Annotated in this window: 16 protein-coding genes; all 16 read left to right on the top strand. The window is 43.8% G+C overall.

The window, feature by feature from the left end; translation table 11 throughout:
• Positions 1-14: 14 nt before the first annotated feature.
• The 16 genes from NV379_RS03080 to NV379_RS03005 all read left to right on the top strand — a co-directional run bounded on the left by NV379_RS03080 (position 15) and on the right by NV379_RS03005 (position 20950).
• Positions 15-803 (top strand): ABC transporter ATP-binding protein, encoded by a 789-nt coding sequence (locus NV379_RS03080; RefSeq protein ID WP_258205797.1) that lies wholly within the window; start codon positions 15-17, stop codon positions 801-803.
• Positions 800-1624 carry an ABC transporter permease gene (locus NV379_RS03075; protein ID WP_258205796.1) on the top strand — a complete coding sequence of 275 codons (825 nt, stop codon included), beginning with the start codon at positions 800-802 and terminating at the stop codon, positions 1622-1624. Before NV379_RS03080 ends, NV379_RS03075 begins: the two co-directional genes overlap by 4 nt.
• A gap of 103 nt (positions 1625-1727) precedes the next feature.
• Positions 1728-2711, top strand: coding sequence for an aromatic acid exporter family protein (locus NV379_RS03070; RefSeq protein ID WP_258205795.1), 984 nt, complete (start codon positions 1728-1730; stop codon positions 2709-2711).
• Positions 2712-2822: 111 nt separating this feature from the next.
• The gene (locus NV379_RS03065; RefSeq protein WP_258205794.1) at positions 2823-3392 is read left to right on the top strand and encodes an outer spore coat protein CotE; all 570 of its coding nucleotides are present in this window, start codon (positions 2823-2825) and stop codon (positions 3390-3392) included.
• A gap of 102 nt (positions 3393-3494) precedes the next feature.
• Positions 3495-4964, top strand: coding sequence for a putative amidoligase domain-containing protein (locus NV379_RS03060; protein ID WP_258205793.1), 1470 nt, complete (start codon positions 3495-3497; stop codon positions 4962-4964).
• A gap of 74 nt (positions 4965-5038) precedes the next feature.
• Positions 5039-7840 (top strand): DNA mismatch repair protein MutS, encoded by a 2802-nt coding sequence (mutS, locus tag NV379_RS03055; RefSeq protein WP_258205792.1) that lies wholly within the window; start codon positions 5039-5041, stop codon positions 7838-7840.
• Positions 7841-7844: 4 nt separating this feature from the next.
• Positions 7845-9281 carry a S41 family peptidase gene (locus NV379_RS03050; protein WP_258205791.1) on the top strand — a complete coding sequence of 479 codons (1437 nt, stop codon included), beginning with the start codon at positions 7845-7847 and terminating at the stop codon, positions 9279-9281.
• A 6-nt stretch (positions 9282-9287) separates the two neighbouring features.
• The gene (gene mutL, locus NV379_RS03045; protein WP_258205790.1) at positions 9288-11285 is read left to right on the top strand and encodes a DNA mismatch repair endonuclease MutL; all 1998 of its coding nucleotides are present in this window, start codon (positions 9288-9290) and stop codon (positions 11283-11285) included.
• Positions 11286-11290: 5 nt separating this feature from the next.
• Positions 11291-12064 carry a class I SAM-dependent methyltransferase gene (locus NV379_RS03040; RefSeq protein ID WP_258205789.1) on the top strand — a complete coding sequence of 258 codons (774 nt, stop codon included), beginning with the start codon at positions 11291-11293 and terminating at the stop codon, positions 12062-12064.
• On the top strand, positions 12058-13014 hold the full coding sequence (miaA, locus tag NV379_RS03035; protein WP_258205788.1) for a tRNA (adenosine(37)-N6)-dimethylallyltransferase MiaA: 957 nt from the start codon (positions 12058-12060) through the stop codon (positions 13012-13014). Before NV379_RS03040 ends, miaA begins: the two co-directional genes overlap by 7 nt.
• An 81-nt stretch (positions 13015-13095) precedes the next feature.
• Positions 13096-13335, top strand: a complete 240-nt coding sequence (gene hfq, locus NV379_RS03030; protein WP_258205787.1) for an RNA chaperone Hfq — start codon at positions 13096-13098, stop codon at positions 13333-13335.
• A 149-nt stretch (positions 13336-13484) separates the two neighbouring features.
• Positions 13485-16025, top strand: coding sequence for a transglycosylase domain-containing protein (locus NV379_RS03025; RefSeq protein ID WP_258205786.1), 2541 nt, complete (start codon positions 13485-13487; stop codon positions 16023-16025).
• Positions 16026-16092: 67 nt separating this feature from the next.
• The gene (locus NV379_RS03020) at positions 16093-16788 is read left to right on the top strand and encodes a peptidylprolyl isomerase (RefSeq protein WP_258205785.1); all 696 of its coding nucleotides are present in this window, start codon (positions 16093-16095) and stop codon (positions 16786-16788) included.
• Positions 16789-16924: 136 nt separating this feature from the next.
• Positions 16925-17905, top strand: coding sequence for an LCP family protein (locus tag NV379_RS03015; protein ID WP_258205784.1), 981 nt, complete (start codon positions 16925-16927; stop codon positions 17903-17905).
• A 300-nt stretch (positions 17906-18205) separates the two neighbouring features.
• A complete protein-coding gene (locus NV379_RS03010) occupies positions 18206-19507 on the top strand; it encodes an Nramp family divalent metal transporter (protein ID WP_258206199.1) in 1302 nt (433 codons plus the stop codon).
• A gap of 177 nt (positions 19508-19684) precedes the next feature.
• Entirely contained in the window at positions 19685-20950 is a 1266-nt protein-coding gene (locus NV379_RS03005) for an MFS transporter (protein WP_258205783.1), read from the top strand.
• Positions 20951-21067: the final 117 nt, after the last annotated feature.

Genomic DNA, 21067 nt, shown 5'->3' with positions numbered 1-21067 from the left:
GGAGGGAGAAGCTCTTGGATCATGCGGTGGAATTGAATGAGGTTACACATATATATGTCACTGAGCAGCGTGCATCACTTGTGCTAAGTCACATTAGCTTCACTGTTAAATCTGGTGAGTTTGTCTCCCTGATCGGTCCAAGTGGATGTGGGAAAACGACACTTCTCTCAATTATTGCAGGTTTAATTAAGCCAACAGAAGGCAGAGTCAAAGTAGCTGGTGTTGAAATCAAACGTCCAACTGAGCGGATAGGCTACATGCTGCAGCAAGATTATTTGTTTCCTTGGCGGACCATTTGGTCCAATGCAACCATAGGTTTGGAATTGTTAGGCAAGAAAACGAAAGAAGATAAGCAATATGTAGAGCATCTATTAGAAGAGATGGGCTTGATCCATACGAAAGATTATTTACCTAATCAATTATCCGGTGGCATGCGCCAACGCGTGGCGTTAGTCCGTACAATGGCGACGAAACCCGATATTTTACTATTAGATGAGCCTTTCTCAGCGTTAGATTACCAGACGAAGCTCCAACTTGAAGATTTGGTCGTGGATACGCTCCGTGCCCATCATAAAACAGCTGTCCTCGTCACGCATGATATATCCGAAGCAATTGCAATGAGCGATCAGATTATTGTACTAGAACCAAATCCAGGTCAAATCCGCAAGACGTTCGATATCCCCGAAGATATTCGTTCACGACTTCCTCTAGATGCAAGAGAGCATACGGGCTTTCAACCGCTTTTTCGCAGCATATGGACGGAGTTCGAAGCGATGGAGCGTAAAGGGGGGAGCAAGGGATGAATATGCTGCAAACTGGAGGGCCGTCTAAGTCGGATCAGTTGTATCAGCAGTTTATGGCAGCAAAACGTAAACAACTTGTACATGTGCGAATTGTACAGTTCATCATCTTATTCGTATGCCTTGGTTTATGGGAAGTCGCAGGTCGCTTGAAGTGGATCGATGTGCTGCTATTCTCATATCCGAGTAAAATAGCGGTGCTTCTATGGAACAACAGTATAGACGGTTCGATCTTTCCGCATATCGGTGTGACGATGTGGGAGACAATAGCAGGTTTTATTCTCGGAACACTATTCGGAACGTTACTTGCGATGGTGATATGGTGGTCGCCTTTCTTATCGAAAGTGCTGGATCCCTATCTCGTTGTGCTCAATGCACTTCCGAAAGTTGCTTTGGGACCGTTATTTATCGTCGGCTTTGGACCGGGCTTAGTTGCCATTATCGCGACATCGCTATCGATATCCGTAATCGTTACAACGCTTGTTGTATATGGTGCATTTAAAGAAGTAGATGCGAACTTCGTGAAAGTGATACAAGTGTTCGGTGGAGATCGCAAGCAAGTGTTTCGTAAAGTCATACTTCCTTCATCAGTACCAGCGATCGTCTCCACCTTAAAGGTAAACGTTGGTTTATCATGGGTTGGGGTTATTGTAGGGGAGTTTCTTGTTGCAAAGGCAGGACTGGGGTATTTAATTGTTTACGGATTCCAGGTGTTTAACTTTACACTCGTACTTGGGACACTAATGATTATCGGGCTTATTGCAACACTTATGTATCAAGGAGTTTCCTATATTGAGCGCAAAGTAATGAAGCGTTTACAATGAAATTTGCAATAGATTTCAATATCAAATGTGAGCTATGACTTTGCGTCATGGCTGTTTTTTATGTATGCTACCGTTATTAAACTTTAATAGATGGTGGTATACGGTGAAGTATTTTCCTTTTATTGGTGTTCGTATTCTCAAAACTGCCGCGGCTGTCTTCGTTTCCATTTTGGTTGCGCAGCTATGTGGGCTTGGCTCTCCTGTAAGTGCAGGTTTGCTTGCGATTCTTGGCGTTCAGGTGACGAAGAAGAAGGGGCTTCTTAATGTCTACGCACGTATTGGTGCATCGGTACTAAGTATTATTGTTGGAGCGATTCTTCTATCGACGTTCGGATTTCATGTGTGGGTTCTGTCTATTTATGTTCTGCTCACATTCCCGATTATGAATCGACTGAAGTTCAGTGATGGGATCATTACGGGCTGTGTCGTGATGTTCCATATGTTCAATGCGCATGTCATTACGATGGAAGTCATCATTAATGAACTGCTCTTATTACTTGTCGGTTTCGGCTCTGCGACATTGATTAATATCATCTACATGCCACCGACTGATAAGGAGCTTCAGCAGTATAAGAACAAGCTGGAGGAGCTGTTTTCTCTTATTTTTATGAAAATAGGCGCACATCTGCGTGATCAGAATATGGTATGGGACGGGGCAGAACTACTTCAAGTAAATGAAGTTTGTGATAAAGGGAGTATGCTTGCGCGCAAGGCGGTTGAGAATACGCTCTTCTTCGGCTCTCCAGCGTCCTGGGAACTATACTTCTTTATGCGTTCCGAGCAGCTAGAGATGATTAATCGCATGGTAGATCTCGTCGCACAGGTCTATCAAAGTGTACCGCATGGAGAACTGCTGGCAGACATTTTTGATGAATTAAGTCAGGATGTGAAGTCAGATTACTATGTAGGTCGTAGTGAAGAAGATTTAGCTACACTTGCACGAAGCTTCAAATCATTGCCTCTACCCCAAACGAGAGAGGAGTTTGAAGTTCGGTCCGCACTTCTGCAACTCATTCGCGAACTTAAATCCTATTTAAACATCGCCAAAAGGCAAAAAAATAAGAAGGAACTCATGCGCTCCTCCTAATCTTATGGAATAAATTTGTGATTCTGTAAGAGTTGGAAAAGTTTTTGTCACTCTAGACGAATGTCCTGCATACACTTTTAATGAATGATTGTATGGAGGAGGTTGAACAGGATGTCAATAGATAAAGATTTGCAGAGCCGAGAAATCATAACGAAGGCCGTCTGCGGTAAAGGCCGGAGATTTTCGCATGTAAGTCATACAGTGACACCTTCCCACGCTCCGACCAGCATCTTGGGTGCTTGGATTATCAATAACCAATATGAAGCAGTCAAGTCTGGCGGCGACGGTGTGGAAGTAGTTGGGACTTACGACATCAATATTTGGTATTCGTATGATCGAAATACGAAAACCGACGTGGCAAAAGAAACAATTTCTTACGTTGAAGTGGTTCCATTATCTTTCTTAGACAAGAGACATCGGGCTTCAACAGCTGAAGTCTCCGCTCTTGCTACACAGGAGCCGAACTGTGTAGAAGCTAGTGTCGCATCAGGTGGCAGAGTCATTATCCGCGTGGAACGGGAATTCCAAGTGGAGATGATTGCGGAAACCAAAGTTAGCGTATACGTCAATCCAAGAGGTCTCTCTGACAGCGATGATAAGATCGCTGATTTCGATGACAGCTCGGTTGAGGGCGATTACGAAGATTTGGATCCAGATCTACTTGAAGACGACTTTTCCTAAGCCTACATTAACATATGCCGCGATTTGACTGGTTGTAGAGGGCTTTCGCCCTCTTTTTTGTTTCGAGGTAAAAATAGGCTGTTCACAGGGAAAGGGACATGTATGATGGATGTTTTCTTGTTGCATTCAGGTGAAAAAGAATTAGACCCTTTGCTGCCACACCTCACAATTGCGCATGGTGATCGATTGCCGCAAGCTTATAGAGGTGAGGTGGTCATCGGGTGGGGAAAGTATCGTAAAGCGCACGCAACAGGTCTACATCCCTATGTGCAGATGCAGCCACTCATGCCTATGATTCGAAACATACAGCTAGTCAAACGCGACGAGATCTTACTTCTGCATGGCGTGAAGACGCTTCGCTCACATGGTGGGATGACCCAAGAGGAGTTAGAACAATATGAAGGGGCTCAGCTATCTCACTATTACCGCGTGTCGGTGTTTGGCCTAGAGCCTATTTCAGTATATCGTCGTAAAAATCGCGGTGTATATTATCCACAACGAACTTTGCCAGAACCACTAGGATTTGAAGAGGTAGATCTGCAAGAGTCACCTCTACCTTTTCATATTAACCGGGCTATGCGTGAAGCCGTAAAGACGATTTACGTGCTTGGACTCGATTATGGTGATGTATGGGTAGGGATTACTTCAAATGGACACACGGTTATTATCGATGTGAATGCAGAGCCAGATCTGACTTTGGATCGGAATGCAGAAGTGTATGCACAGGCGATGAATCGTTATGCCGATGCATGGGTAGAGGAGAAGCAGAACAAGCAATCTTTCTTGCTTGGGGCTGATCCAGAGTTTTTACTCATGAATGAACAGGGCAAGGTTGTGGCTGCTTCAAATTATATGGAACGAGCAGGTGAAGTTGGCTGTGATGCAATTGTACTTCGTGGTCAACGGCTTATTCTGCCGCTTGCTGAACTTCGCCCGGAGCCAAGCGCCGAACCGCGTGAGCTCGTTCGAAACTTGCGACGTACGATGCTCGTTGCTGCAGAAATTATTGATAATCAGGCGCTCAAATGGATCGCAGGTGGTATGCCTGTTAAAGGTTTCCCGCTTGGAGGTCATATACATTTCTCAGGCGTAATGTTGCAAAGTTCGCTTTTGCGGACCTTGGACAATTACTTAGCTTTGCCTTTATTTATGATTGAAAATGATCTCGATCTACGTAGACGTCCACGATACGGCTCATTAGGTGATTTTCGTCGTCAACCTCATGGAGGCTTTGAATATCGTACGCTTCCATCTTGGCTGGGCTCACCTACTGTTACCAAAGGTGTACTTGCGCTCGCGAAGCTGATTGGGCTCAACCACCGACGCCTTCAAGTACGACCACTTGATCAAGTCGATGTACAGCGTCACTTTTATCAAGGGAAGAAAGATCAATTAGTAGGATACGTACAGAAGTTGTGGCAAGAACTTGAGTTGCTGCCAGACTATGAGCGGTATTCGACGTATTTGGAGCCCCTTAAAGATCGAACACTGAATCGAAAAGAAATGAAGAGTCTAGATGATTTTCGTAAACACTGGAAAATAAATCCAAGTAAAACGAGCGTCATCCAATAGCTACCAACTTTTTTTGGAGAAGCCATGCTATAATAGACACAGCGAGAAATGGACTACGATAGTTGGAGGAAGTTATGACGCAATATACACCGATGATACAACAATATTTAGCAGTCAAGGCGCAAGTGCCTGATGCTTTTTTGTTTTTTAGATTAGGCGATTTTTATGAGCTGTTTTTTGAAGATGCAATCAATGCTACACGTGAACTTGGGATTACACTGACAGGTCGTGGTGGGGGTACAGAAGAGAAAATTCCGATGTGCGGGGTGCCGTATCATGCTGCAGAGGGCTATATTGCTCGTCTCGTTGAAAAAGGATACAAGGTTGCCATCTGCGAGCAGGTGGAAAACCCAGCAGAGGCGAAGGGCGTCGTGCGTCGTGAAATCGTCCGTATTGTCACACCAGGAACAGTAATGGACAGCAAGCTGCTCGGTGAGAAGACGAACAATTACATCGTAGCGGTTGTAAGTAACGGGGATGAAAGCGCGCTTGCCGCATGTGATATTTCAACCGGTGAGTTGTATGTGACGACTTTAATCGGCGGTACATCTTCGATCATGGATGAATGGAATGTGTATGATCCGTCTGAGACGATTGCAAGCGGAGCACTTATAGAGGAGTTGCGATCGAGTCTTGCACTTGGAATGAAACCAGCGGTGTTTACACCTTGGGAACAGGAAGATGAAGCGCTCTTGAATGAACATTTCGGTGATTCGATTGCAGAATTACAATCGCTGCCTGCACATGGAAAACGCTGTGTGTCGATGATGCTTACGTATTTACATGAAACGCAAAAGCGGGCATTGACGCATGTGAAGCAGATTAGAAGGTACGAAGCTGCGCAGTACATGACGATGGATCCTTTTACAAGAAGGAACTTGGAGTTACTGGAAACCGTTCGTGAGCGCAGCAAGAAAGGCTCACTACTCTGGATGCTGGATAACACCGTAACCGCGATGGGCGCGCGAACGTTGCGTCGCTGGATTGAGAAGCCGCTGATGAGTAAAGTGCTGATTGATGAACGATTAGAAGCGGTAGAACGTCTGCATGGCAATTTGATTGCCCGTGATGATGTGCGTACGGCGTTGAAGGAAGTGTATGATCTTGAGCGACTTGTTGCACGTATCTCTTACGGGAATGCGAATGCGAGAGATTTAATTGCACTGAAGGTGTCAATTGCGCAAGTTCCTGGTTTGCAAGAAGCATGTTTAGCATCGAACTCGACGACACTCGCAGGTCTTGCGAATCAGATGGATCCTTGTGCCGATATTCTGGAATGGATCGATCAAGCATTGGTTGAAGATCCACCTGTATCCGTACGTGATGGCGGGATGATCAAGCAAGGTTATGATGCTTATCTGGACAAGCTGCGTGAAGCAAGTGCTGGTGGTAAACAGTGGATTGCGGAGCTAGAGCGCAAAGAACGTGAAGCGACGGGCATTAAGTCTCTAAAAGTAGGGTTTAATAAAGTATTCGGCTATTTCATTGAAGTGACGAAGGCGAACGCGAATGCATTGCCTGAAGGACGCTATGAGCGTAAGCAGACACTCGCTAATGCTGAACGATACATTACACCTGAGCTCAAAGAGCAAGAAGCGCTTATTCTTGAAGCACAAGATAAGATGGTGGATTTAGAACTAGAGTTATTCACAGCGCTACGTGAGCGGATATCAGCGCAAATGTCACGTTTACAGCGATTAGCAGAGCGTATTGCATCCGTCGATGTCTTACAAGGATTCGCTCATGTGAGCGCGTCAAATCGTTATACGAAGCCGAACGTAACAACTGGATATCATTTCCAAGTGAAAGCGGGACGCCATCCAGTCGTAGAAGCGGTAACAGAAGGCAAGACGTTTATTGACAACGCTACGGACTTATCGGAAGAATCGAGTCGTATGCTGCTTATTACAGGACCGAATATGGCAGGTAAAAGTACGTACATGCGCCAAGTTGCTGTAATCTCGATTATGGCACAGATTGGTTGCTATGTTCCTGCTGATGAAGCGACGATTCCGATTATTGATCGGATCTTTACACGTATTGGAGCAGCCGATGATCTTATTGGCGGTCAAAGTACGTTCATGGTCGAGATGATGGATATTCAAGTGATGACAGAGAAGGCTACAGCTCGATCCCTCGTCATTATTGATGAATTAGGACGTGGTACCTCAACGGGAGAAGGCATGGCGATTGCGCAGGCAGTAATTGAACATCTGCATAATCATACAGGTTGCAAAACGCTTGTCTCGACGCACTTCCATGAGCTTGCTCACCTCGAAGAAGGATTACAATTCTTGCGCAATTATTGCATGGCGGTAAAAGAAAGCGACTCGGGCGTGACGTTCCTTCGTAAGCTAATACCAGGTGCGGCGAGCACTTCCTACGGCATCTATTGTGCCGAAGTAGCGGGTCTGCCGCAGGGAATCATCTCCCGCTCGTACGAGCTGCTTAGCGCCTTCGAGGCGCGAGCGGGGAGCCTTGAAGCCGCCGCAGCACTTGTCGGCGGCGAGGTAGCGGCTACAGCAAGCGCAGCTGTAGCCGTGGGCACGGCTGCGTTCACAGCGCAGCCGCAAGAACAGGCAGCGTCGCACAGCACGCCGCCGGCAACACCACCAGCGGCTGCGGATCGCAGCGCCGCTGAGCGCATTGCTGAGCCTGCCGTGCAGCAGCTCAGCCTGTTCGAGGACGCGGCAAGCGAAGCCGCGTCAGAGGCAGCTCCGCTGCCGGAAGCAGCAGCTAACGAGGCTGCTGTCGGCAGCGCCGTGGATGCGAAGCAGCGCGATGTACTCGACGCGCTGAAGGCGATCGATCTCATCAACATGACGCCGCTTCAAGCAATGAATCTTTTATATGAACTCAAAACAAAGATAGGGTGAGACCATGGTAGGTAGAGGTTCTTTTCGTAAAAAAATGATCACGGCAGTCACTGCCGTCATGGTAACCCTTGCAGTGCCAACTTCTGTCCTTGCTGTTACGAATCAGACGGTCAAAGAAGTGCGGGATATGCTGTCCAAGCATCATTTAAGCGGGGTTACTGCCGATCAACTAGCGAATATGTCTATCACACAGATGATAGAGAAGTTAGATGATCCTTATACAAGCTTTTTTACAGCAGATGAAATGAAAAGATTTCTTGCCTTGGTAGACAACACGTATGTCGGTGTTGGTATTCAGTTAGCTGTAGATACCAAAGGCATTCTCATTCAACAAGTATTTAGCGATTCACCTGCTGACAAGGCAGGCTTGGTAGCTGGAGATTATATTTATGCAGTCAACGAAGAGCCAATTGGCAGTTTGACGTCTGCAGATGTGAGCAAGCGGATTGCGGGCAAAGAGAACACGGTCGTAATGATCACAGTGGATCGTAATGGGAAGAAGCTTGATTATCCAATGACGCGTAAAGAAGTGAAAATTCCAGTCATCACAACTAAAAAATTCGATAATGGTGTAGGCTATCTTGCCATGAGCACGTTTGCGAGTGATGCGGATGAGCAGTTTGCGAAAGCAATGGATACATTCCGTGGATCAGATACGAAAGCACTTATTATTGATCTTCGTAGTAATGGCGGCGGTGTTGTATCTGTCGCTGAGAATATGGCGAAAAACTTCATTCGTGAAGGGGAGGTCTTACATACCCTCGATCGCAATCATAAAGATGAAATTACTACAATAACGGATGGGAAAACATATGATAAACCCGTGTTTATCCTTGTAAATGGGGAAAGTGCAAGTGCAACTGAGCTATTTACGGGTATTCTACAAGACTATGGCAAAGCGCGTGTTATCGGGCAGCAGAGCTTTGGTAAAGGTGTGATGCAAGGGCTGTTCGGGCTATCGGAAGGCAGTTACTTGAAAATCACGACGCATGAGTACTTAACACCGAAGATGCACAGGGTGAACAAGGTTGGAATTACACCTGATGATAAGGTGTATGGAGATATGGCACAGCTCATATTTGCCTTGAAAAGTGCAGATTCGACCCACTTGAAGCTAGAATGGAGCACGAAAGGCTATGTTCTTAATGGCATTGAAGTGGGGGATGGAACGAAGATTGAACGTAAGGACAACCATGTGTATGTGCAAGCACGTACTGCTGCTGCCTTACTTGGTGCAACAATTGAGTGGAATGCAGAACTAAGTGCAGTGGAGCTGACAACAGAGAAAGGTACGACAACTTTCAAAGAAGCATCCGATTCCATGTTCCGCGACGATTTAGGATCTTCATACTTAGAGGTCACGAAGTTGTTGAAAGCAACAGATCGCATGACTTTCACAGATCAAAGTAATCATGTCACGTTAGAAGTTAAGAAGGAGTAGTCACATATGGGTAACATTCGATTGCTTAGCGAGCAGATCGCCAATCAGATTGCAGCCGGTGAGGTGGTTGAAAGACCGTCTTCCGTTGTCAAAGAGTTAGTCGAGAATGCAGTCGATGCAGGATCAACGCGCATCGATGTCGCCATAGAAGAAGGTGGATTGCAGTATATTCGTGTTGCTGACAATGGGACAGGTATGGAGCCAGACGATTGCGAAATTGCGTTTAGCCGACATGCGACGAGTAAGATTGCAACCACTAAGGACTTATTTGCGATTCGTACACTAGGATTTCGTGGAGAGGCGTTGCCGAGTATTTCAGCCGTCTCTAAGCTGGAGTGCACCACCTCTTCCACAGAGGATGGTTTAGGTCGCAAAATTGCAATCGACGGAGGTACCGTACGCGAATTGTCAGAAGCAACAGCGACGCGCGGAACGGAGATGGTCGTGCGCGAGCTCTTTTACAATACACCTGCTCGTCTTAAGTATATGAAAAGCATTCAAACAGAGCTTGGACATGTCTCCGATTATATGTATCGACTGGCGCTTGCTCATCCGAATATCGCGTTTACGTTGAAGCACAATGGAAATTCACTTATGCAGACATTAGGCAACGGGGATATTAGGCAAGTAATTGCAGCGATTTACGGGACAGCAGTTGGCAAAGGTATGCTTCCGATTCAAGGCGAGACTTTGGACTATCAGATTACAGGTTTTATCTCCATGCCTGAAATTACGCGAGCCAATCGTGGAGGCATTACACTCGTTATTAACGGTCGGTATGTGCGCAATTTTGCACTTAACGCGGCTATATTACAAGGTTATCATACGCTGCTTCCGATTAATCGTTATCCGATTGTTGTTCTGCATATCGAGATGGACCCTTCACTGATTGATGTGAACGTGCATCCTGCTAAACTTGAGGTCCGATTCAGTAAAGAAGCAGAACTCACACAATCTGTGGATCAATTAATCAAGGAAACGTTAAGTAAGAAAGTCTTGATTCCAAGCGCGGGAACAGGTTCAATTCCTACTCGGACGAAAGGTGTCGTGATTCAAGAGCAGATGGATTTGTACCGTCCACAGGCGGGCAATCAGAGTGATCAGACGGCTCCTATTGCTCCGAAAAAAGGAGACGTTAATCCTTCTCTCCAAAGTGAAGTACGCCAAGATCGTACATTTGACAAACGCTCGGAACCTTTGCCAATATCCTATTCTAAATTTCCGGAAACAAATGGGATTACAGGCGAGAATTTGCCCTCGAATCGTTTCCAAGGTACAATGAACAGGAGTGCTGAGCCTATTCGCAGCACAAGTCCAATGTCGCATCGAGCCGAACATTCTTCAGCTGATATCCGACAGGCAACGAGAGCTTTGATGGAATCGATGCCTCTTCCTGATGAAGAGCATGAGAAGACACCAAAGTTTCCAAGTCTATCGCCCATTGGACAGCTGCACGGTACGTATCTGCTTGCCCAAAATGAGCAGGGCTTGTATATGATTGATCAGCACGCTGCTCATGAGCGAATGAATTATGAGTATTACTACTACAAGTTCGGTAATCCAGAGCAAGCAAGTCAGCAATTGCTTGTCCCACTCACACTTGAATTTACACCTTCTGAAGCCCAAATTCTGGAGCAAAAACTCCCTCAGTTGGAACAAGTAGGCGTCTATTTAGAAAGTTTCGGTGGGAATGCATTTATCGTACGTTCTTACCCGCATTGGCTGCCTGATGGCGAAGAGAAAGCGATTGTGGAAGAAATGTGTGATCTATTGCTGAACGAGAAAAGAGGCATCGATCTTGCTAAGTTTCGTGAGAAAGCGGCGATCATGTGCTCTTGCAAAGCATCAATTAAAGCAAATCAGAATCTAAGCATAGCAGAAATGGAAGCCCTGTTAGACAAACTTGGGGCATGCTCCAATCCGTATACATGTCCGCATGGTAGACCGATTGTAGTATCCTTTACGACCTATGAATTGGAAAAAATGTTTAAACGGGTGATGTAAACAGCGTGATAGTAACAACTTCGTACTTCCCATCCTCGGAACTTCTCGCTAAAGCACATAAGCTTGCAAAAGAATTGGGCTGGCGATTTGTTCCACGATATCGGGAATCCATGGAAAGCCTACGTGTTAAACATAACTGTGAACAAATTTTGCTCGTAGGTAGAGATCAATTGCAATGTTTTGTAGGGGATGCACCCCCGATATATTTCCATCCAAGCATGGCGCAAATTCGAGTGAAACGCTTAATGCATGATGAACAGGATGGTTTGGTTACAGCAGCAGGCGTAGAGCCTGGTGATCAAGTACTGGATTGCACAGCAGGACTTGCTGCTGACTCGGTCGTTCTCTCGTATGCAGTAGGTGTGACCGGATCAGTCGTAGCACTCGATAGTCAGCTTGTCATTTGCATGCTACTTGCAGAAGGGTTGCAACACTACTCTTCAGAAGTGAAAGCGCTTGAAGATGCAATGAGACGTGTGGAAATTAAGTGCAGCGAACATTTAACGTACTTGCAGCAGCAGCCAGATAAGAGTGTGGACATCATTTACTTTGATCCGATGTTCCGTCGTCCAATTGAAGAGTCAAGTTCGATTAGTCCACTTCGTCAAGTGGCGAACCCGGACGCTTTAACACTCGAAGCTGTTGCCGAAGCAAAGCGTGTAGCTCGCAAGCGAGTTGTAATGAAAGAAGTGTTCTATAGTGGTGAGTTCGCTAGGCTGGGCTTTACAACCGTACATCGGAGTGGCTCGAAACTAGCTTACGGAGTGATAACATGTTAACGAATGAAAAGGCTAAACCGCTACTACTTGTTTTGGTTGGCCCAACAGCAGTAGGGAAAACAAATTTAAGTTTAACACTTGCAGAGCAGCATCAATGTGAGATTATCTCAGGTGACTCGATGCAAGTGTATCGCGGGATGGATATTGGTACAGCTAAAGCAAGTATGGAAGAGCGTGCACGCATTACGCACCATATGATCGACACGCATCATCCTGATGATCCTTTTTCTGTAGCCGAATTTCAGGAGCGAGTTCGGACATTAATTCCAGAGATCCATAGTCGTGGAAAACTTCCGTTTATCGTTGGTGGTACAGGTCTTTATGTCGAATCGGTCTGCTATAATTATCAATTTTCTGAGGCAAATTCAGATGAAGATCTGCGTCAACAGTTAGATGCATTTGCCATCCTACATGGTGACCAAGCCTTACATGATCAATTAAGAGAAGTGGATCCAGCATCTGCTGAGCGCTTACATCCGAATGATCGCAGACGTATTATACGTGCTATTGAAGTCTTTCGTGTGACTGGAACGAAGTTGTCCGAACAGCTGGCTAACCAGACCAAAGAATCGCCTTATAATCTGTGTATTGTAGGTCTTACGATGGACCGTGCACTACTTTATAAGCGGATTGAAGAACGAATTGACATCATGATAGAGCAAGGGCTTGTGGATGAAGTCAAGCGATTAATTGACGAAGGCTGCAATCCAGATTCCGTCGCAATGAAGGGTTTGGGCTACAAAGAGATCATTGGATACTTGCGTGGCGAGTATTCGTATGAAGGAGCAGTTGAGCTACTTAAGCGAGATACAAGACGGTTCGCTAAGCGACAGCTGTCTTGGTTCCGTCATATGAAAGATATTCAGTGGGTTGATGTGACCGAGACCACAAATTTTTCTGCCCATTTGGCAAATATTAATGATATAATAACAGGAAAGTTTGTACAATAAAGCGAATATACTTCAAGACAAAAGTTTCGAACACAATAGACGACTATACCATGATAGCTTATTTATGAGGGGGACCTTCTGATGAAAAATTCTATTAATATTCAAGACACTTTTTTGAATCAGTTACGTAAAGAAAGCATTCCTGTAACCGTTTATTTAACGAACGGTTTTCAGATCAGAGGGATTATCCGCGCTTTTGATAATTTTACCATTATTATCGATTCTGAGGGACGTCAACAAATGGTGTATAAGCATGCCATTTCAACGTTTACACCGCAGCGCTCGGTGTCTTTAATGCAAGAAAACCAGTCTAATGCATAGAATCGCAACCTTTACCACAAATTGAACGTATAATACAATACGAAACAGATGAGCAACCTTATCTAAATAGGGTTGTTCTTTTGTTGAGGATCATATAGAGAACTCGATTTAATAATCGAGGCTAGAGACAGAAAGGGAGTCGGTAGAGGATGGAATCATCTAACAAGAAGCCTAACCGCAGGTCCAGCTCACAGCCGAGAACGAAGCAAGTAAAAAAGAAATTCAATGTAAAAAAATTAATTTTCGGTTTAGTGATCACCGCGATAGTCGGAATGATATGTGCAGTTGCCTTATATATTTTCGTTATGATTAGCGGTAATCAATTGTTGGAGGAAAATAAAGATAAGTACGATATGCCTGCATCTAGTAAAATTGTTGACCGTAATGGTGACGAGATTACAAGCTTATATCGTGAAAATCGTGAAATTGTAAGTGGAAGTGAAATTCCTAAAATGGTGAAGGACGCTTTCGTAGCGACAGAAGATCAACGGTTCTACAGCCACCAAGGCATTGATTTTCTCGGGATTGGACGCGCGATTGTGAAGGATATCACGCATCGTACTGCGCTGCAAGGTGCATCTACGATTACACAGCAGCTTGCGAAGAACATGTTCTGGGAGAAAGCACCGAAGACGTTCTTCCGTAAAGCGACTGAAGCTTCTCTTGCGATTGCGCTAGAGAATAAGAATACTAAAGATGAAATCTTAACGATGTATTTAAATCGGATTTATCTTGGAAGCAATGCCTATGGAATTAAGGCTGCAAGTAAGAAGTACTTTGGTAAATCGGATTTAAATGACTTAGAAATATGGGAGATCGCAACACTTGCTGCACTTCCAAAAGCACCAACTACGTATTCACCATTACGTGATCCAGATAAGTCTAAGGAGCGTCGTGCAGTTATTCTACGCTTAATGACTGAACAAGGATACATTACAGAAGCTCAGCGCCTTGAAGCGGCAGCGGTGGACTATGATTCGAAGAACAGTACAGCGGATAACCAAGCCTACCCTTCTTTCACAGACTATGTGTTAAAAGAAGCTGAAGTTGAGTACGGCATCGAAGAAGGGGCACTACGAATCGGTGCTTATACGATAAAGACGACGATGGATCCGAATGCACAGCAGATCATGGAGTCGACTTACGCACAAGATAAGTTTTTCCAAAAGCCAGCAAAAGACGGTACGAAGATTCAAAGCTCAATGGTGATTCTAGACAATAAAGATAATGGGATTATCGCGATGATAGGTGGTCGTGACTATAAGACCAAAGATCTCAACCGCGTATACCGTGCAGAACGTCAGCCTGGATCAGCATTTAAGCCTCTTGTAGCTTTTGCACCTGCATTAGAATCTGGAAAGTATACACCTTATTCCATGTTGAATGATAAGAAAGAGTGTATCGCGGGATACTGCCCGAATAACTACAACAACCAATATCAAGATCAAGTGACGATGATGGAGGCTGTTCGTGTTTCGAAAAATATTGCTCCTGTGTCATTGTTGAATGATATTGGTATCAAAACAGGCATGGATATGGTAGAGAAAATGGGTATTCCATTAGATAAAACCAAAGATCGAAATCTTGCTATTGCACTTGGTGGTTTAACCAAAGGTGCAACCCCGATGCAAATGGCAGAAGCCTATGCGATATTTGCAAATGGTGGTATCAAGAACAAAACACACTCCATTATCGAAATTACGAGTTCAGATGGTAAGACGAAAGAGTTTAAACAAGAAAGTAAACGAATCGTGTCTGAGAAGACTGCTTATTATATGACTCAGATGCTGCAAGGCGTTGTTCAGAGTGGTACAGGTAAGAATGCGAACTTCGATCGCCCTGTAGCAGGTAAGACAGGCTCCACGAATTTACCTTGGAAAGGTCTTGAGAAATATGACCGTGACATCTGGTTTGTAGGGTATACACCTGAATGGTCTGCCGCTGTTTGGCAAGGATTTGATCTTACAAACAAAGATAAGGGCCACTTTGTAACAGTAGGTAGCGGTAGTACGGCAACAATTTTTAAAGAAGTCATGTCGAAGTCATTAGCCAAGATGCCGAAGAAGGGCTTTACGAAGCCTGGTGGTGTGGAGGAGCTCAAAGAGCCGGCAAAAGGTATTACGGATCTGGCGGGCAGTTTTGTTCGTGAGACGAGATCTATCAAGTTAACTTGGAGTTCGCAAGGGGATAAGTATCAATATCAAGTGTTCCGTCGTGGGTTACTCGATGCAGATTACAAGCAAATCAGTGCATCGGCAACAGCTGAGTTTAATGATATTGCAATTGAACCAGGAAATAAGTACTCGTATTACGTAATCGGTACAGATGGTACGAATACGACGGACAAATCGAATGCAGTTGAAGTTGAGGTTTCTACGGATGGAATTACACCTACACCTAGCCCAACACCAACACCAGATATTGGTGGAGGAGATCAATCCCCTTCTCCTAAGCCTACGAAATCACCAAAACCATCAGTTCCCCCTACAAATGAAAATGGAAATGGGAATAATGGTAACGGAAATGGGAATGGAAACGGAAATAACGGCAATGGCAATGGTAATGGCAATGGAAACAACGGTAACGGAAACGGAAATGGGAACCAGCAGGGTCATAATGGCAAAGAACCACCGAACAAGAATGCCAATGGTGATGGTGACCCGAATACAAATCGTCAGATTGGACCTTAAGCGTGAGATGAATTGATCCAGAATAACAAATTATGATGGTCAAGAATGAAAGGGACGTAGCGAATCTATGAAGACTTTTCGTAACCGTAAACGCAGTCTAATAAATGCACTTGCAATCGTATCGCTAGTTGCGGTGTTAGCAGGTTGTGGACAGAAGAATGCAGCACCATCTTCTGCTCCAACTACACCACCACCAGCTACAGAAGCACCAGCTAAACAAGGTAAGCAGTGGGATACACCACCCCAAATGGCAATTAAACAAGATAAGAAGTATGAAGCAGTAGTAAAAACGAATAAAGGTGAGTTTACAATTGAGTTATTTGCAAAAGACGCACCTCAAACCGTCAATAACTTCGTTTTCTTATCCAAGCAAAATTTTTATAACGATATTGTTTTTCACCGAATTATCAAGACGTTCATGATACAGACAGGTGATCCAAAAGGTAATGGAACAGGTGGGCCAGGTTACAAGTTCAAAGATGAGCTTAGCAAAGCACACGAATATGAACCAGGTATCGTTGCGATGGCAAACTCTGGACCGAACACGAATGGTTCGCAGTTCTTCATTTGTTCAGGTGATGACTCAACGCATTTGAACTCACAACCGAACTACACGATTTTTGGAAAAGTGAGCAAAGGTATGGAGACTATTACAGCAATTGCAAACACACCCGTTGTGATGAATCCGAGCTCTCCTGATTCTTCACCAAGCAAACCTGTAGATGAGATTAAGATCGTATCGATTGAAATTGTTGAGAAATAAGCAGCAAGATTAAAGGAGGAGCGTGGAGTCACGCTTCTCTTGATTTTTTTGTAACCGTTTTGTAACCAAATGAAGATCTCAGCGTTTATAATTAACAAAGCGTATATTTATTCATCTTGGAAAGTAGGTTGCGTGGATGAGGAGAGCTGCAAGACGATCATCAAAAACTCGAAAAGCACTATGGATTATACTTACGACATTACTTATTGCTGTTATGGGCATGGGATCTTGGGCTGGATATTTATACTATAAAGGGAATGAACTAGTGGGTAAAATTAGCACAGTTGGCCCTGATGAAAGTGGTAAAGAGGTAACAACAACAGCCGTTGAACCCGCCAAGCCAATTACCTTGCTCTTAATGGGTATTGATTTTAGAAAAGAAACAGGTTCACTGAATTCAGATGTTATTATGGTTGCATCATTAAATCCTGAAACAAAATCTGCGACGATTGTATCCTTGCCGCGTGATTTTCAAATGAAGCCGAAAGATCGCAATTTACAATCGCGTAAAGCGAACTATTACTATCCACATTTTTATTTGCAAGATAAGTTAACAGCATTTTCAAATACGAAAAAATTGTTTAGTGAGTTCTTACAAGTTCCGATTGACGCAGCTGTTACGATTGATTTTGACGGATTCCGTAAAGTCATTGATGAACTTGGCGGTGTTGACGTTAATGTAAGTATGGATATGCGTTATGTGGATGAAGAAGACGGCACGAATATTAATTTGAAAAAAGGTCAGCAAAAACTTAACGGTAAGCAAGCACTAGATTATGTACGTTATCGGAAGTCTAATATGGGAACTGACGGTACCACCGACTATGATCGAAATATGCGCCAACAAGAAGTCATTCATCAAGTGATGGAGAAGGTCATGTCGCTAGGCGGCGTTATGAAACTTGGTCAACTGATGGATGTAGCAGGGGATAGTATTCGGACGGATATTCCAGGTAAACAATTGATGGGCTTTTTCCAGAAGTATATTGGGATTGACCGGAGCCAAATTGATTTTATTGGGCTTGAAGGTGAATGGGAGAGCCCATTTATCATTCTAACACAAGAAGAGATTGACCTTGCACGATTATCGCTGAAGACTGAATTACAAATTCCATAGTGAAATAGACGAATAACCATTTAGGTCATAAGATCTGAATGGTTATTTTTTATATTTTTTGGTATAATGCAAATAAGTTGCCTAAGTACAAATTTTATTGTCATTCACAAAATTAATGGTATATTCATATTCTAATTTGAATATTCTTTTTTATAAAAGTTGCGCTAGACCAATTAATTTAGAGCCGAGCAAGATGTAAACGGATAAGTTGCTGGGCTTTGTTTCATATTAAGGAGGGAAGCTTCTATGAATGAGGAATCGCCTGCTTCACTAATTCAACGAAACAAACAAGGATGGCGTATGGACAAAGAATCTCAAAGTTTACCTGAGGTATACCGGTCGATCAAAGTTCCAACGAGTGGATCATCGTTCAAGAAGTTTCTTGCTTTCGTTGGGCCTGGATATTTAGTAGCAGTTGGCTATATGGACCCTGGGAATTGGGCGACGAGTATTGCCGGAGGCTCTCAATTTGGTTATACACTTCTATCCGTAATCTTGATCTCTAACTTAATGGCGATCTTGCTTCAAGCATTGGCAGGTAAGCTAGGGATTGTGACAGGTCGGGATTTAGCACAGGCTTGTCGTGATCACTATTCGAAACCTGTTGCGATGGCATTATGGGTCATATGTGAACTCGCGATTGCAGCATGTGATCTAGCAGAAGTTATTGGATCTGCCATTGCTTTGCAGTTATTATTCGGGATACCACTAATCTACGGGGTATTGATTACAGCGGTGGATGTGCTGTTGGTCTTATTTTTACAAAATAAAGGATTTAAATTCATCGAAGTTCTAGTCATCGTTCTCATTGTTACGATAGGTGGATGCTTTGCCATTGAGCTAGTACTGGCTAAGCCTAATATGGGTGAGATCGCAAGAGGTTTCATTCCGAATTCGCAAATAATAACCAATCCGGGGATGTTGTACATCGCAATCGGGATACTAGGTGCAACTGTGATGCCACACAATCTTTATCTACACTCTTCCATTGTTCAAACAAGGGCATTCGAGAATACCGAACTTGGTAAGCGACAAGCCATCAAATTTGCGACATGGGATTCTACGATTGCCTTATTCTTCGCACTATTCATCAATGCAGCAATACTGATTCTCTCTGCAGCTACATTTCATCAAGCAGGAATGACAGATGTTGCAGAGCTGAATGATGCCTATAAGTTCTTAACACCATTGTTAGGTACGGCGGCGGGTTCAATCCTCTTTGGTGTTGCGTTACTTGCTTCAGGTCAGAACTCAACATTAACAGGTACGTTAGCAGGGCAGATCGTGATGGAAGGCTTCTTAAGGATTCGACTAGCGCCATGGTTGCGGCGTTTAATAACACGGTTAATCGCTATCATTCCAGCAGTTATCGTAACGGCTTTGTACGGTGAGAGCGGGACGGTAGATCTCTTGATCTTATCGCAAGTTATTTTATCGCTTCAGTTATCTTTCGCCGTTGTGCCTCTCGTTCAGTTCACAAGTGATAAGCAGAAGATGGGTGTCTTTGCGAATAAACCATGGATGAAATGGTTAGCTTGGTTTGTAACTGTCATTATCATCGTGTTAAATGGATTCTTGTTGTACGGTATATTTTTCGGATAATTTTTTATAAAATATGTAGGTTTATTGCAGCTATTTCTTTGAGAGAAGTAGCTGTTTTTCTATGTGAATATAGCGAAAAATGTTTGGACTTTTATCAGAATTGTGTGTATATTAAAGTTCTTATCTAGATAGAGGGGGGAGTGAAGGGGATTGAAATATAGAGATTTTCATCCGAACGTGAAAGTGCGAATCTGGTTAACATTCATGAATCATACGCTTAGAATGATGGTTATACCTTTTATGGCTATTTACTTTGCTGAACGTTTAGGCGCGTCAATTGCAGGAGCAGTAATTGTCTCCTTCATTATTGTAGGTCTTATATCTTCTATTATTGGAGGATATTTATCCGATCGATTGGGTCGCAGGCAACTCATGATTCAAGCAGAGATTGTCATGTTACTCGGATATGCCGGGATGATGTTGTTTAACTCCCCTTGGCTCGATTCTGCTTGGATGACTTTTGTAATGATGATTATTATATCTGCAGCGGGAGGGATCCATTCTCCAGCTAATCAAGCCATGCTAGTGGATGTGACAGAACCGCACACTCGTAAGTATATGTATCAAATGATGTATTGGCTTCGTAATATAGCAAGCGCATTCGCAGCAGTTATCGGAGCATACTTGTTCCGAGATTATTTCTTCGAGCTATTAGTTGGTCTAAATATTGCAACAATCTTATCCATCTTGATTACATATTTCTTCATTCAAGAAAGTTATTTCCCGAATAAAGATATCGCACAGGACCAGCAAGGTTTTATTGCACAGGTCGCTCAAATGGGTAGAAATTATGCTGAAGTATTGAAGGATTCGACTTTTGTTATTTTTATAACGTCTACGATGCTAGTTGTATCTGTTGAATTCCACTTATCCAATTATGTGGGTGTTAGGTTGTCACAGGAGTTTGCAGAGACATCCGTGTTCTCATGGGGAAGCTTCAATTGGACGATAGATGGAATACGTATGATGGGACTTCTACAAGCGGAGAATACAATAATTATTGGCGTCTTCTCCATTATGATGGGGTATATCCTGAAGAATACGAGTGAGAAGAAATTAGTGTTTTACGGATATCTCGTATACGTCCTTGGGTATAGCTTTATTGCATACAGCAATTCATTGTGGCTGCTTATCATTGCGATGTTATTAGCGACAATTGGAGAGATGTGCTCAGTGTCTGTAAGACAAGCATACTTTAGCTACATTACACCTGATCATGCGAGAAGCTCGTATTTGGCTGTCAATGATATGTCCTTTCAAGTTGCAATGTTTCTAGCTGGTGCTATGGTATCACTTGGTTCGGTATTACCATCGATTGTGATGGCGGGTATTATTGGTTCTTTAGGTTTAGTGGGGATTTTGCTATTTGCGATCATTTTACCTCGATTAGAGGGGAAGCGCGATGCGGCGATAGGAAGCAATTCAACTAGTGTATCTGCTTAATGGATTAATTACAGGACATGCGAGTTAAATTGGGCTCGCATGTTTTTATTTACCGCTTGAATAGAATAGGGGGGTATGGTATTATAAAGACATAGAAAACAACATAATTTTGAAGGG

The organism is Paenibacillus radicibacter (assembly GCF_024721995.1).
GTDB lineage: Bacteria > Bacillota > Bacilli > Paenibacillales > NBRC-103111 > Paenibacillus_AM > Paenibacillus_AM radicibacter.
The sequence above is the reverse complement of the archived record's forward strand: the minus strand, read 5'-3'. Positions and strand labels throughout refer to the sequence as shown.

Coding starts and splice junctions, on each gene's coding strand:
- NV379_RS03050 (WP_258205791.1), top strand. CDS start 7,845: ATGGTAGGTAGAGGTTCTTTTCGTAAAAAAATGATCACGGCAGTCACT.
- mutS (WP_258205792.1), top strand. CDS start 5,039: ATGACGCAATATACACCGATGATACAACAATATTTAGCAGTCAAGGCG.
- NV379_RS03025 (WP_258205786.1), top strand. CDS start 13,485: ATGGAATCATCTAACAAGAAGCCTAACCGCAGGTCCAGCTCACAGCCG.
- miaA (WP_258205788.1), top strand. CDS start 12,058: ATGTTAACGAATGAAAAGGCTAAACCGCTACTACTTGTTTTGGTTGGC.
- NV379_RS03065 (WP_258205794.1), top strand. CDS start 2,823: ATGTCAATAGATAAAGATTTGCAGAGCCGAGAAATCATAACGAAGGCC.
- NV379_RS03075 (WP_258205796.1), top strand. CDS start 800: ATGAATATGCTGCAAACTGGAGGGCCGTCTAAGTCGGATCAGTTGTAT.
- NV379_RS03060 (WP_258205793.1), top strand. CDS start 3,495: ATGATGGATGTTTTCTTGTTGCATTCAGGTGAAAAAGAATTAGACCCT.
- NV379_RS03010 (WP_258206199.1), top strand. CDS start 18,206: ATGGACAAAGAATCTCAAAGTTTACCTGAGGTATACCGGTCGATCAAA.
- NV379_RS03020 (WP_258205785.1), top strand. CDS start 16,093: ATGAAGACTTTTCGTAACCGTAAACGCAGTCTAATAAATGCACTTGCA.
- NV379_RS03015 (WP_258205784.1), top strand. CDS start 16,925: ATGAGGAGAGCTGCAAGACGATCATCAAAAACTCGAAAAGCACTATGG.
- hfq (WP_258205787.1), top strand. CDS start 13,096: ATGAAAAATTCTATTAATATTCAAGACACTTTTTTGAATCAGTTACGT.
- mutL (WP_258205790.1), top strand. CDS start 9,288: ATGGGTAACATTCGATTGCTTAGCGAGCAGATCGCCAATCAGATTGCA.